Origin of the sequence: Nocardia sp. NPDC087230 (genome assembly GCF_044744725.1) — a bacterium.
GTDB classification, from domain to species: domain Bacteria; phylum Actinomycetota; class Actinomycetes; order Mycobacteriales; family Mycobacteriaceae; genus Nocardia; species Nocardia canadensis.
Window position 1 is genome coordinate 1,198,539 of record NZ_JBIUYV010000002.1, and the last position, 12,132, is coordinate 1,210,670.

General features: G+C 69.5%; 12 protein-coding genes. 5 read left to right on the forward strand and 7 right to left on the reverse strand.

Annotation, left to right across the window (positions count from 1 at the left end; genetic code table 11):
• Positions 1 to 23: 23 nt before the first annotated feature.
• Both ACIO52_RS11750 and ACIO52_RS11755 read right to left on the reverse strand, forming a co-directional pair.
• On the reverse strand, positions 24 to 1,169 hold the full coding sequence (locus ACIO52_RS11750; protein WP_402643417.1) for a hypothetical protein: 1,146 nt from the start codon (positions 1,167 to 1,169) through the stop codon (positions 24 to 26).
• Positions 1,169 to 2,494, reverse strand: coding sequence for a hypothetical protein (locus ACIO52_RS11755; protein ID WP_316573026.1), 1,326 nt, complete (start codon positions 2,492 to 2,494; stop codon positions 1,169 to 1,171). The genes ACIO52_RS11750 and ACIO52_RS11755 overlap by 1 nt, the downstream gene beginning before the upstream one ends.
• Positions 2,495 to 2,626: 132 nt before the next feature.
• Between ACIO52_RS11755 and ACIO52_RS11760 the strand changes: the two genes are divergently transcribed.
• The 3 genes from ACIO52_RS11760 to ACIO52_RS11770 all read left to right on the forward strand — a co-directional run bounded on the left by ACIO52_RS11760 (position 2,627) and on the right by ACIO52_RS11770 (position 6,177).
• The gene (locus ACIO52_RS11760) at positions 2,627 to 3,139 is read left to right on the forward strand and encodes a lipoprotein LpqH (protein ID WP_218718563.1); all 513 of its coding nucleotides are present in this window, start codon (positions 2,627 to 2,629) and stop codon (positions 3,137 to 3,139) included.
• Positions 3,140 to 3,180: 41 nt separating this feature from the next.
• Positions 3,181 to 3,981, forward strand: coding sequence for a hypothetical protein (locus ACIO52_RS11765; RefSeq protein WP_402643420.1), 801 nt, complete (start codon positions 3,181 to 3,183; stop codon positions 3,979 to 3,981).
• Positions 3,982 to 4,113: 132 nt separating this feature from the next.
• Positions 4,114 to 6,177 (forward strand): PhoX family phosphatase, encoded by a 2,064-nt coding sequence (locus tag ACIO52_RS11770; protein ID WP_218718561.1) that lies wholly within the window; start codon positions 4,114 to 4,116, stop codon positions 6,175 to 6,177.
• Here ACIO52_RS11770 and ACIO52_RS11775 read toward each other — a convergent pair.
• The 3 genes from ACIO52_RS11775 to ACIO52_RS11785 all read right to left on the reverse strand — a co-directional run bounded on the left by ACIO52_RS11775 (position 6,174) and on the right by ACIO52_RS11785 (position 8,350).
• The gene (locus ACIO52_RS11775) at positions 6,174 to 6,332 is read right to left on the reverse strand and encodes a hypothetical protein (RefSeq protein ID WP_402643423.1); all 159 of its coding nucleotides are present in this window, start codon (positions 6,330 to 6,332) and stop codon (positions 6,174 to 6,176) included. The two genes, ACIO52_RS11770 and ACIO52_RS11775, sit on opposite strands and share 4 nt — an antisense overlap.
• A 247-nt stretch (positions 6,333 to 6,579) precedes the next feature.
• Complete coding sequence (locus tag ACIO52_RS11780; RefSeq protein WP_402643425.1) at positions 6,580 to 7,521, reverse strand: DUF1214 domain-containing protein; 942 nt, start codon at positions 7,519 to 7,521, stop codon at positions 6,580 to 6,582.
• An 88-nt stretch (positions 7,522 to 7,609) separates the two neighbouring features.
• Entirely contained in the window at positions 7,610 to 8,350 is a 741-nt protein-coding gene (locus ACIO52_RS11785) for a glycoside hydrolase family 25 protein (protein WP_316573023.1), read from the reverse strand.
• A 159-nt stretch (positions 8,351 to 8,509) separates the two neighbouring features.
• Between ACIO52_RS11785 and ACIO52_RS11790 the strand changes: the two genes are divergently transcribed.
• The gene (locus ACIO52_RS11790; RefSeq protein ID WP_402643428.1) at positions 8,510 to 9,193 is read left to right on the forward strand and encodes a pentapeptide repeat-containing protein; all 684 of its coding nucleotides are present in this window, start codon (positions 8,510 to 8,512) and stop codon (positions 9,191 to 9,193) included.
• 1 nt (position 9,194) lies between these two features.
• On the opposite strand, the gene ACIO52_RS11795 is transcribed toward ACIO52_RS11790, so the two are convergent.
• The gene (locus ACIO52_RS11795) at positions 9,195 to 10,535 is read right to left on the reverse strand and encodes an amylo-alpha-1,6-glucosidase (RefSeq protein WP_218718556.1); all 1,341 of its coding nucleotides are present in this window, start codon (positions 10,533 to 10,535) and stop codon (positions 9,195 to 9,197) included.
• A 54-nt stretch (positions 10,536 to 10,589) separates the two neighbouring features.
• Positions 10,590 to 11,093 carry a DUF6069 family protein gene (locus ACIO52_RS11800; protein WP_218718555.1) on the reverse strand — a complete coding sequence of 168 codons (504 nt, stop codon included), beginning with the start codon at positions 11,091 to 11,093 and terminating at the stop codon, positions 10,590 to 10,592.
• Positions 11,094 to 11,309: 216 nt separating this feature from the next.
• On the opposite strand from ACIO52_RS11800, the gene ACIO52_RS11805 reads away from it, so the two are divergent.
• Entirely contained in the window at positions 11,310 to 11,999 is a 690-nt protein-coding gene (locus ACIO52_RS11805) for an SDR family oxidoreductase (protein ID WP_218718554.1), read from the forward strand.
• Positions 12,000 to 12,132: the final 133 nt, after the last annotated feature.

Here is a 12,132-nt window from a genome sequence, read left to right on the forward strand (position 1 = left end):
CATCGGGGGATTCGCCGCGAGCATCAGAAGTCCGAATCATCCGCGGCGGCCACGGCTTCGGCGCCGAGCAGCGGTTCGCCGGTCGACGATCCGGTGAGCCGCTGCCGGGCGAAGTCCCGGATCAGTCCGCGCGCGGGTGCCTCGTCCGGCTGCGGGCCCGCCGGTCCGACACCGGGCACGAAGACGTCGACGGTCAGTTCGCGGCCGAGGAACTCGCCGACTGGGGCCGTGCCGACCCAGGCGTCACCTCGGCGTCGCAACGCCACCTCGGCGACCTCGGTACCGGCGGTGATGCGTGCGTGCGGGCGCAGATGCGCGGGCACCTCGCGCGGGCAACCGGGTGCCGCGACCACGCTGACCTGCACAGTCGATACTCCGTCCGTCCGCAGGACCTGCCACGACACCGCGCCGCCGCCCGCGTCGAGGAGGCCGGGCGGACACCGACGCCAGTCGCATTCACCACTGCCGCGCGCGAACACGAGGCCGCCGGTTTCGCCGGCACCGCCCGCGGCGAGCGCGTAATCGTCCGCGCGGGTGGACCCCGGCCCGGTGTCGGACTGCTCGGCCCGGAGACCGGGCCATTCCTGCCCCGTCGAATCCGCTGACCCGCTCGGCCCGCCGCCGCCTCGGGAAGGGTCCTCCGCCGCTACCGAATTCGCTGCCGACGTCCGATCGGATACTCCGAATCCGGCCAGGCGGTCGAGTGATGTCGGCACTTCGACGTCGAGCGCCATATCGCATGCCTCGGTCAACTCCTCGACATCGGCGGCCAGCAGCACCGGATCGAGTGCGGGAATGCCTTCGACGGTCGACGCGGGCCACCACCGAGTCGCCCAGTGCGCGTACGCGAGTCGCCGCAGCGCGGCCGTGAGGTCGGGCCGTAGCGGGGCCGCGGTCAGGGTGCGTCGCTGTCCGTCTGCGACGGTGAGCGCGGCCTCCTCGCCGTAGACGGCCCACAGCCAGTCCTGCGCGGCGTCCGGGTCGTCCAGCACGGCTGCCGGAAGTGGCTGTCCGGCAAGCAGACTCCAGCTCAGATGGCCGCCGACCACGTCGAGCACGAGCGCGTCGAGGGTGGGCGTGTCGTCGAGCACTGTCGGCGGGGTGGTGGGCGCGTCCTGGGGAATCAGTGTCACGGTGCCCGCCGCGCGCTGGACGCGGATCGTCGTCATCAGCTCGCCCTCGCTCGCATCGTCGTGTGCTCACCCCGGGTGGTGAGTGCCTGCTTCACCCTGGTCCGGTGGTCCAGGATCACCGAGCGCGCGACCCCGTCGAGCAGGTCCCACAGCTCGCCCGGCTCGAAGACCGGCATCTCCCGCACGTCGCGCCCGTGCAGCCGGACCCATAACCTGCGCAGATAGGGACGCCACGGCGTGCGCAGTTCGGCGGCGACGGCGGCCAGCGGGCCGGTCGCGCCGTCGACCACATGGACCGCGTAACGCCGCGCCTGCAGCACGTACGCCTCTCGTCGCCAGCGGCTGTTGACCACCTCGTGGGCGCGCGAGGACCCGGTGTCGCCATCGTCGGAGGTAGTGATCGGCGAGAGTCCCAGTGCCAGTTCGCAACCCGCGGCCGCGGTCACCCGCAGCGATTCGTCCAGCAGACCCCACGGCGAGCAACTGCGGGAGATCTCCGTGGTGACCAGCTCCGGGATGTCCGGGAGATCGGTGCGGTCGACACTGCCTTGCAGCACGGTGAAGACCCGCTCGTACACGGTGCGGTCGAACGGCAGTCCGAGATTCGCGGTCGACGCCGAAGCGCCCAGGTCGGGACGCTGGGGACAGGTGTGCATCGTCAGTCCGAGGTCGTCGGCGCCGTGCGCCGGATGCGCGCGCCACAGCGCGATGCCGCGGTGGGTGCCCGCTTGGTCCTCGACGAGTTCGTCGAGCAGAGGGCCCGCGTCGGCGGGATCACCGTCGCGGGCCAGGGTGCTCGCCTCGAGCAGTTCGGTCAGCGCGGGCGCCAGATCGCGGACCCCGAACTCCGAGAGCGGCCGCCGGTTCCAGGCGACGTCGAGCAGCGCGGTGAGCTCCACCAGCCGATGCGGGTCGGTCACATGGTCTTTCAGGGCCGCCGTGGTGCGCCCGCCGGTACTCTCGTGCACCTCGCGCAGCATCGCCTCGGCCCGTGCCCGCGCGTCCGGGCCGGGCGCGCCGTGCACGGTCGCCAGTTCGAAACAGCGCTGGAAGTACAGGTCCTGGGCATTGCCCTCGGTGATCCGCAGCGCCCGGCGCACCTGCTTGAGCACGGTGAACCACTCGGCGCAGGCCCGCAGCACGTCGGACTGGGCCAGCACCAGCGAGGTCAGCAGCGTGCTGCCGTCGGCGGAGAGCACGGTGCCCGCGCACAGCGGATGCTGCACGGGCCGGATGACCAGCGGGTCGAGGATCAGCTTCACAGTGCGGCGCAGCGGGCCGCCCTGTGGCCCGCTCAAGGCGTCGACGCCGTCGAGCCCGCGCCACACCTCGTCGAGCACCAGGGCGCGGGGTCTTCGCATTCGACCAGGTTAACGGCATTTCCGGCGGGTGGCGCACGGAAAAGTTGGGATCGGTAGGGCGCCGATGATTTCTACCTTTCTCTCAACGGGCCACCGAGAACCGGCCCGCTCAACCGAGAGAACGGAAACACCATGAACACCAAGCTGATCGCCGCCCTCGCCGCTTCCGCCGCCGCCACCGCGCTGTTCGTCACCGGCTGCAGCGACTCCGGCACCAGCTCGACCCCGTCGAGCACCGGCTCGGCCGCCCCGGCGCCCGCCGCGGGCAAGTCCACCGCCAGCGTCGACGGCAAGGAATTCGCCGCCAAGTTCGACACCACCTGCGCCAAGCAGGGCGGCACCCTGGCGCTCGCGCTGACCGACCTGGCCAACGCCACCTACGGCAACCTCTCGGTCAGCGCCTCGGTCGAGGGCGACACCGTCCAGGCGGTGGCGATCGCCGGCACCCAGGGCGGCTCGAACGGCCTGCCCTACGCGGTCGGCTACGGCAACGGCCAGCCGGGCGGCTCGGCCAAGCTCGCCAAGGACGGCAACACCTTCCGCATCACCGGCGAGGGCGTCAGCGCCCCCGACATGACCAACCCGCTGGCGGGCCCGGCCACCGCGAAGTTCGACATCACCTTCGCCTGCACCACGATCGCCTGACCTGATCGCGACCCGGTCGCACCACTTCACGAGGAGGAATCATGAAATCCAAGCTCCGCGCGGCCGCGGTCGCCTTCGGGGTCCTGTCCATCGGCTACTACCTCTACTACGGCCTCACCTACACCCCCGACGAGTTCACCGGCGGCATGCTCGGCTGGGTCGGCCCGCAGATGGCGCTGCCGATCATCGCCCTGACCATCGTGCCGATGGTCTTCGCCTTCACCGGCGACGGCATCATGGAGGCTTTCACCGGCCGTAACAGCGGCGAGTTCCGCCAGGGCGAGGTGGGCATCGGCACCATCACCTCGTTCCGCCAGACCGGGGTCTCGGTCAACGATCAGCCGCAGGTGCGGATCGAATTCCGCGTCGAAGGCGCGGACGGGAAGGTCTTCGACTCGCACGCCAAGATGATCGTGCCACTCACCGAGCTGGCGCTGCTGCAGCCCGGCGTCGTGCTGCCGGTCCGGTATCTGCCGGGCCGCACCGACAAGGTCGAGGTGGACCGCTCCGGTGACTCCGGTGCCGCGCAGCGGGCGATGAACGAATCGCTCATCCGCAAGGGCATCACCACCCGCGGCAAGCTCGACATCGCCGAGCGCGGCCTGGCCGCCCAGGCGGTGGTCCGCAGCCTCGACGTCCTCGGCCGGATCCGCGGTGGGTACACCGAGATCATCCTCGGCCTGGTGGTCACCCGCCCGGACGGCAGCACCTTCCAGACCAGCGCCGAGAAGTTCCTGCCGCCGTCGGCGATCGGCCACGTGCAGGTCGGCCGGATCCTGCAGGTGCACTACCTGCCCGGCAACGAGCAGGAGGTGGTGATCGCCCTGCCGGTCAACGCCTGATGACAACCGAACCCACCGAACTCGGCGAGTACAGCACTCGCCGAGTTTTGGTCGTGTGTTCATCTTCGCGTTCCCGATGGCTCGCCTGGGCTGCCTACCGTGCGGCGAAGTCCGACCTACTCAGGAGTCACCGTGAGTCCGAAACCGCTCGCCCTGTTCGTCAAGCACGACGGCCAGTCGGCACGCGCCGCCCTGACCTGTGAATACAAGTGTGGCAATGCTTGCTTCCACGAGCCGCCGAACACGTCCGAGGGCGCCTACTTCGGTGACATCGTCAGCGGCCTGAACCGTCGCGGCCTGATCAAGGGCGGCGCCGCCGCCGTGCTCGCCCTCGGCGCGGCGGGCGCGCTGGCCGCCTGCGGCGACGACGCCGCCGAGACCGCCACCACCCCGGCGCCGACGCCGGCGGGCACTCCCGGCACCGGAACGGCGTTCACCGCCGTCGCGCCGAACAAGGAAGACGCGCTGGTCATCCCGGACGGCTACGAGCAGCAGGTCGTGCTCCGCTGGGGCGATCCGATCTTCGCCGACGCCCCCGCGTTCGACTTCGACAAGCAGAGCGCGGCCGCGCAGGCCAAGCAGTTCGGCTACAACAACGACTTCGCCGCGCTGCTGCCGATCGAGGGCCAGGCCAACAGCTACCTGCTCGTGGTCAACCACGAGTACACCACCGGCCCGATGATGTTCCGCGGTTACAACAAGGACGCCGCGACCGACGAGCAGATCGCCATCACCAAGGCCGCGCACGGCATGACCGTCGTCGAGGTCAAGGGCGAGGCCGGTTCCGGCAAGCTCACCCCCGTCTTCGGCAAGTACAACCGCCGCGTCACCGCCGACACCGAGTTCACCCTCACCGGCCCCGCCGCGGGCAGCGCGTTCACCGTCACCGGCGCCGACCCCTCCGGCACCAAGGTGCTCGGTACCTTCGCCAACTGCGCCGGTGGCGTGACCCCCTGGGGCACCGTGCTTTCCGGTGAGGAGAACTTCAACGGCTACTTCGCCAACGGCGACAAGGCCTCCGACCCGCAGGGCCGGGTCAAGCGCTATGGCTTCCCCAAGGGCGGCACCCCGAACCAGTGGGAGCGCACCGACAAGCGCTTCGACCTGAGCCAGGAACCCAACGAGGCCAACCGTTTCGGGTATGTCGTCGAGGTGAACCCGTGGGACGCCACATCGACGCCGGTCAAGCACTCGGCGATGGGCAGGCTCAAGCACGAGGGCGCCTCGATCTATGTCACCGACAAGGGTGACGTCGTCTCCTACACCGGCGACGACGAGAAGTTCGACTACATGTACAAGTTCGTGTCCTCGCGCAAGATCCAGTCCGGCACCGGCGCTTCGGCGATGCGGCACAACATGACGATCCTCGACGCGGGCACCCTCTACGTCGCGAAGCTGACCGGCGACCACCCCGACAAGATCGACGGCAGCGGCACCGTTCCCTCCGACAAGGGCTTCACCGGTAAGGGCCAGTGGATTCCGCTGCTCGAGACCGGCGACGACGGCAAGGGCAAGTCCCTGGTGGACGGCATGAGCGCCGCCGAGGTCGCGGTGTTCACCCGCCTGGCCGCCGACAAGGTCGGCGCCACCAAGATGGACCGCCCCGAGGACTTCGAGGCCAACCCGTTCACCGGCAAGGTCTACGTGGCGCTGACCAACAACGACAACCGCGCCAAGGACGACAAGCCGGGCGTCGACGAGGCCAACCCGCGCAAGCTGAACAAGAACGGCCAGGTCCTCGAGCTCACCGACAACCACACCGGCACCGACTTCACCTGGTCGCTGCTGCTGGTCTGCGGTGACCCCGCCGCCGCCGACACCTATTTCGCCGGCTTCGACAAGACCAAGGTCAGCCCGATCTCCTGCCCGGACAACCTGGCCTTCGACCCGTACGGCAACCTGTGGATCTCCACCGACGGCAACGCCCTCAAGACCAACGACGGCCTGTTCTCGGTGATCCTCGACGGCCCCAACCGCGGTGAGACCAAACAGTTCCTCACCGTCCCCAAGGGTGCCGAGACCTGCGGCCCGATCGTCACCGAGCAGCGCGTCATCGTCGCGGTCCAGCACCCGGGCGAGGCCGACGACGCCACCCCCGACAACCCGCAGTCCCATTGGCCCGACGGCGGCACGGCCCAGCCCCGCCCGGCCGTCGCGGTCGTGTGGAAGAAGAACGGCGGCCGCATCGGCGTCTAGCCGACACCCGTCCCGCTGATGAAGCCGCTACTCGACTGGGCGAGTAGCGGCTTCGTCGTTTTCTGGGACTCCGGACTACGACCAGTAGACATCACGGCGGTGGTCACGTCGACCACCGTGACCACCTTGCGTTTGTCGTCGATCCGGTAGATCACGCGGTTCGATGCGCCATCGCGCGGCGGACTGCCATCGCCTGAGCCAGTTCGTCCTCGGTCACGACCTCGCCACGGGCGAGTTCGGCATCCGAGGAGATCGACCGGCCGACCGTTGCCGGATCGGACAGGATCGCGATGGTTCCTCCATCGATGCCAAGTCGTCGACGGCTACCAGTCGGTCAGTGTTGCCTTCGCTTCAGCCAGTTTCATGGTCACAAGTATGACCATATTCTGGTGGTGGCGTTTGTCATGCAGGCTCGACCTTCGGTACCTGCCAGTCGGCGAGATCGTCGAGCCTGGGGCGGTAGAGGCGGATCAGGAGATTCCAGCCCGCGGGCAGCGGAATGCCGTTCTCGACGCCGGGACCGGTCGAGCCGAGGCGAACCGTGGTGGAGCCGTCGTCGTTGCGGGCGGCGAAGACCGAGTTCACGTTCGTGATGCCGCTGGGGCCGGGCTCGAAGTAGCCGTCGCCGTTGTAGACGCTCAGCGACCAGAAGGCGTCGGCGGGGACATCGCGGAAAGTCATCGTGTACTCACCGACGGGCAGTTCCGGGGTGATATTGAGGTAGTACGCCTCGGCATCGGGCAGGCCGCCCCACCCCGCCGCCGTACCGACCAGATGGTGGACCGGGTCGACCTGCTCGGCGCTGCCGAACGCCCGGGTGAACCCGACCATCGTCTTGCTCAGCGCCAACAGGGCGTCGCGGACCTGCTTGTGGCTCGCGGCGTCGTAGTCGGGGTAGTCGAAGGCGGGCTGCGGTCCGGCTTCGACGGTCAGGCCGTCCTGGAGCCGGTGGACCTCGGCGAGGTCGGCCGGGTCGTTGGGGTCGAACAGGATTCGCGCGGCGACGACGACATAGTCGGTGCCGAAGTCCGCGCGCGTCAGTTCGTAGGTGCCCGCGCGGTGGAACACGCGATTGATGTAGTGGTCCTGGTTGATCACCATCACCGACAGGTAGCGCTCGCCCGCCTCCGGGACGGTCAGCGTGGCGCTGCCGTCGACGAGCGCGACGATGGCGGTCGAGTAGAGCGTGTCGCGGTTCTGGCGGATCACCGGCTGTTGGTCCAGTGGGGCGAGCTCACGGTCGTGCTTGAACAGGCCGAGTCCGCCGATGATCGGCAGCATGCGCTGGATCATCGTGTCGGACTCGACCCGGGTGAAGTTGTCCACGTCTACCACGATGCTCATCCCGCGCTCCTCCGTCGTCTGCCGTCGTAGGCAGGATCGCGGCTGGGCGGCCTCGCGACCTCACCCGTTGCGGATGAAATCGTGGCGGCTAGCTGCTGCCGAAGCTCGGCATGTTGGCGAAGCGGGCGAAGTCGCCCTGGGCGCCGCTGTAGACGTTGACGTCGGTGGCGCCGCCGATGCCGGGGATGCTGCCACGGTCGGTGGTCTGCCAGAAGGTCCAGGCGGGCCAGTTGCCGGGGACTTCGGGTTCGGCTTCGCCCCGGTAGTCGGCGATCCACAGGGGGTAGCGGGTGAACAGGCTGGTGTCGGCCATCGCCGTCTTCCAGAAGTTCGGGTAGGTGTAGATGATCGGGGCACGGCCGGTGATGGCCTGAACCGTGTTCAGGTAGCGCTGCGTCCAGTCGATCAGCGCGTCCGGTGGCAGGCCGCCCGAGGTCTCCAGATCCAGCACCGGCGGCAGGTCGAGCGGTCCGTTCTGGCCGAGGACCGTGGTCGCGTACAGCGCCGCCTGCGGTTCGGGCGGCAGCTCCGGTCTGGCGAAATGGTAGGTGCCGCGGGCGATGCCGGCCGTGCGCATGAGCAGGCTGTCCGCTACGAAGTACGGGTTGAGGTAGTGCAGCCCCTCGGTGGCCTTGACCATCGCGAACTGATGACCGGCCGCGCGGACCGCGTGCCAGTCGATCATCCGGCCGTCCACATGCTGCCAGGACGACACATCGGGCCCGCTCGGCCCGGCCTGCGCGGGCACGGGCACGAGCCCGGCCAGCGCGACCAGCGACAGCGCGGTGAAACTGCGGCGAACCGTCGAACTCCAGCGCTTGGTGTCCATGGCCCTCGACCGTAGGTCATCGATACGGGTGTGACCAGTGTTACTGATGAGGTGTTGTCGAATAGTTGGCCGCGCCCTCGGTCAGCGGCCTGGACACCCGAACCGGTCGGTGGGTGCCCGTATCTTGGTGCCGACATCCGACGACGGGAGTGGTGGGCGATGGCGCGCAAGCGTGCGGTGCGATTCGAGCCGGCGGTGGCAGCACCGGGCGGGTTGCGACCGGCGACCTCGGCCGACGACCCGGCCGACGATCGCACCGCGGCCGCGGTCGAGTATCGCGGCGCCGACTTCGCCGAGGTCCACGTCCACGGCTTCACCGCCGAGGGCTGCCTGTTCGACAGCGTCCGCTTCCCGAGCACCCTGCGTCAGGCCACTGTCAGCGAATCCGCCCTGCGCGTCTGCGATCTCGCCAACGTGCAGGCCGACGACTCCTCGATGTTCGAGACCGAGATCGCGCACGGCAGACTCACCGGACTGTCCTGGACCGCGGGCGTGCTGCGCGACGTGCTCGTCGACTCGAGCCGCGCGGATCTGGCCTCCTTCGCCGAATCCCGGCTGCGGACCGTCGTTTTCCGCGACTGCGACCTGCGCCAGGCCGATTTCCAGCGCACCGAGTTCCGCAATGTCCGGTTCGAGCGCTGCAATCTCACCGGCGCCCGGTTCAGCGATGCCCGACCGCAGCAGAACCTGCGTTTCGAGGAGTGCGACCTGACCGGCGTGTACGGACTGACCGCGCTGCGCGGCGCCACCATCGAGGGCGGTGACCTGGAATCACTGGCCGCCACCCTGGCCCGCGAACTCGGCATCACCGTCGAGCCGCGGGCCGTCGGCGGGGAGTACTGACTCAGCCGAGCCAGTCGAGAACCGAAGCGGCGGTCCAGGATTGCTGCATGCTGCCCAGGGGCGCGCCGGTGAAGGGCTCGTAGTACTCGGCGAAGCTGCCGTCGCTGGCCTGGCGCAGTCCTTCCGCGCGCAGCATGTAGGCGCGCTCGGCCCAGCCGCGCCGGGCGAACGCCCAGGAGAACAGCCAGCTCATCACCGGCCACACCGGCCCGCGCCAGTACTCGCGCGGGCGGAAGTCCTTGGAGACCGGCGAGGTCGACGGCGGCAGCGCGTAGCGCAGGTCGGGGTGACCGCAGAAGCGTGGGCCCTCGAAGGTGTTGAGCAGGGCGCGTTCGGCCGGGCGGGGCAGCCCGCCCGAGAGCAGCGGCGCGAACATCGCCAGCGTCTCCGTGCCGATCCAGCGTTGCAGCCGCACGTCGTAATCCCGGGCGGCGCCGGTCCGTTCGTCGGTGGTGGCGACCACGCCCTTGCGGAACCGGTCGGCCCACCCGTGCAGCTCGCGGACATCGGCGTGCGGCTGCTTGTACTCCTCGCCGATATCGGCCAGCACCTCGCAGGCCAGCGCGAAGATCGCCGAGACGAACACGTCCTCGACGGCGAAGCTCATCACCGAGGTGAGCTGGTAGTCGTCGTAGTTCGCCCGCCGCATCTGCTCGACCAGCCACAGGTAGCGGTCGTATTCGCGGTCGCTGGGGCGCTGGGTGGGATCGGAGATGATGGCGGTGTCGGCGCGCCGGTACGGCGGCAGGTCCTCGCCCGGAATCACGTTGGCGTAGGCGCGATCCCAGCGCGGCGAGTTGTCCATTCCGGATTCCCAGCCGTGGTACAGCGTGACGCGTCCGGTCTCCTTGGGGTCGCGGGCGTGCGCGAGCCAGCGGTGCCAGCGCACCAGATCCGGCCAGCGCCGGTTCAGGAATTCCTCGGCGACGGCCCTGGTCGAACGGCCGTGCCTGCGGGAATGGTCGAGGATGCGCTGTACCGCGATGGCATGCACCGGCGGCTGGGTGATGCCGGAGGTGTCGGGCCCGTCGGGTGCGTTGGCGGCCAGCCTGCGACACTCCCAGCGGGCGGGCCCGGGGAAGTAGCCGTCGACGCCGTTGGCGAAGACGATGTGCGGGATCATCCCGTTCTTCCACTGCGCCGACAGCAGCGTGTCGAGTTCGACGACGGCGCGCTCCACGCTCAGCGGCGCCAGCCCGACCGCGACGAACGCCGCGTCCCAGCTCCACATGTGCGGGTAGAGGCGGGGCGCGGCGCTGGTCATCGTGCCCAGGTCGTTGCCGCGCAGGAGATAGGCGGCGCGGGCCGCGAGCTGCGTGGGGGTGAACCCTGGGTCTGTCATCTGTCTATTCTGCGACCGACCAGGCCGAATGGCATCCCGGCAGGCCTGTGATGGTCAGTACCCCACTTGACGCGGGTCGTTCTGCGCGGCCGAGCCGACCGAGCTGAGCATGGTGGTGATGCACAGCCCGACGAGCAGGTTGATCACCGCGGTCGCGATCTTGGCGTCCATGTCGGCGACCAGGGTGAACGGCAGGATCACCGCGACGGCCGTGACGAGCAGGCAGATCCAGGTGAAGAAGGTCAGCGGACTGGGCATGGCCAGCAGCAGCACCATCAGCAGGGCTGTCGCCAGCAGCGCCGCGCCCGCCGCGGCCAGCGCGTAGGAGGTGGTCGACACCGTGCCGTAGGCGCCGGCGCCCTCGGGCGAGAGGATCGCGATGCCGAGCACGCCGCGCACCAGCATGATCGCGACCACCACCAGCAGCGCGGCGACGACCGCGGTGCCGATGCCACCGGCCCAGAGTTTGCCCACATTGACCTTCGGTTGGGGCTGCGGCTCCTGCCCGTGGGGATACTGCGGGTTAGCTGGTCCGTAGTTGTACCGGGGATCGGTCATGCCTCGACGGTACTAGCGTGACCCGCCGATCTACGCCCGAACCACACGGACATCCAGCCGAAATGCCCCCCCAGCCGGATTTGCCGGATTCGCCGGCACCGCCCCCCATGCCCACCTCGCTGGACACTTGCTCACCACGCTCTGAGGTAGGCATCGGCCGGGAGGTGGACGCCACCACCGCGTGGTGACCTCGATACGGGCGCTAGCGTGGGCCCCATGACGGTGACCAGTACTCCGGCCCCGACCGCTTTGATCACCGGCGCGAGCCGTGGACTCGGGGCGGCGATCGCCCGGGAGCTCGCGCCGACCCACGACCTGCTGCTCGGCGCTCGCTCCGCCGAGGCGCTCACCCCGATCCGCACCGAGCTGCCCGGTGCGACCGGCTGGCCGGTGGTGCTGACCGACTATCCGGCCGTCGCCGCGGCGGCGAGTGAGATCCAGCGCCTCGATGTGCTCGTCCACAACGCGGGCATCGCCGACCTCGGGACCGTCGCGGAGTCCTCGGTCGACCAGTGGCGCAGCACGCTCGAGGTCAACCTGATCGCGGTGGCCGAGCTGACCCGGGTGCTGCTGCCCGCCCTGCGCGCCGCGAACGGACATGTGGTGCTGATCAATTCGGGTGCGGGTCTGCGTGCCAATCCCGGCTGGGGTTCGTACGCGGCGAGCAAGTTCGGTCTGCGCGCCTTCGCCGACGCGTTGCGGCTGGAGGAACCCACCCTGCGGGTGACCTCGATCTTCCCCGGCCGCATCGATACCGACATGCAGCGCGCTATCGTCGCCGACGAGGGCCGCGAGTACCGCCCGGAGGAATTCCTCACCCCCGAGACGGTGGCGGGCGCGGTCCGCGCCGCCGTCGACACCCCGCGCGACGGGCATCCCACCGAGATCGTGCTGCGACCGCGTTGACCAGGACCGATGCCCCATCCCGCCGGGACGGCGGCGTTTGCGATCAGCATGCGGCCAGGCCGACACGGACGCGGCTGATTCGGTAGCCTCGCTTCTCGTGTGAACGAAGCGGCTGGGGGTCGTCGCAGTTCGC

What these genes read in the sequence shown, in the direction of transcription:
- ACIO52_RS11790 (WP_402643428.1), top strand. Translation starts at nt 8,510, where the DNA reads ATGGCGCGCAAGCGTGCGGTGCGATTCGAGCCGGCGGTGGCAGCACCG.
- ACIO52_RS11780 (WP_402643425.1), bottom strand. Translation starts at nt 7,521, where the DNA reads ATGAGCATCGTGGTAGACGTGGACAACTTCACCCGGGTCGAGTCCGAC.
- ACIO52_RS11760 (WP_218718563.1), top strand. Translation starts at nt 2,627, where the DNA reads ATGAACACCAAGCTGATCGCCGCCCTCGCCGCTTCCGCCGCCGCCACC.
- ACIO52_RS11785 (WP_316573023.1), bottom strand. Translation starts at nt 8,350, where the DNA reads ATGGACACCAAGCGCTGGAGTTCGACGGTTCGCCGCAGTTTCACCGCG.
- ACIO52_RS11750 (WP_402643417.1), bottom strand. Translation starts at nt 1,169, where the DNA reads ATGACGACGATCCGCGTCCAGCGCGCGGCGGGCACCGTGACACTGATT.
- ACIO52_RS11795 (WP_218718556.1), bottom strand. Translation starts at nt 10,535, where the DNA reads ATGACAGACCCAGGGTTCACCCCCACGCAGCTCGCGGCCCGCGCCGCC.
- ACIO52_RS11800 (WP_218718555.1), bottom strand. Translation starts at nt 11,093, where the DNA reads ATGACCGATCCCCGGTACAACTACGGACCAGCTAACCCGCAGTATCCC.
- ACIO52_RS11765 (WP_402643420.1), top strand. Translation starts at nt 3,181, where the DNA reads ATGAAATCCAAGCTCCGCGCGGCCGCGGTCGCCTTCGGGGTCCTGTCC.
- ACIO52_RS11755 (WP_316573026.1), bottom strand. Translation starts at nt 2,494, where the DNA reads ATGCGAAGACCCCGCGCCCTGGTGCTCGACGAGGTGTGGCGCGGGCTC.
- ACIO52_RS11805 (WP_218718554.1), top strand. Translation starts at nt 11,310, where the DNA reads ATGACGGTGACCAGTACTCCGGCCCCGACCGCTTTGATCACCGGCGCG.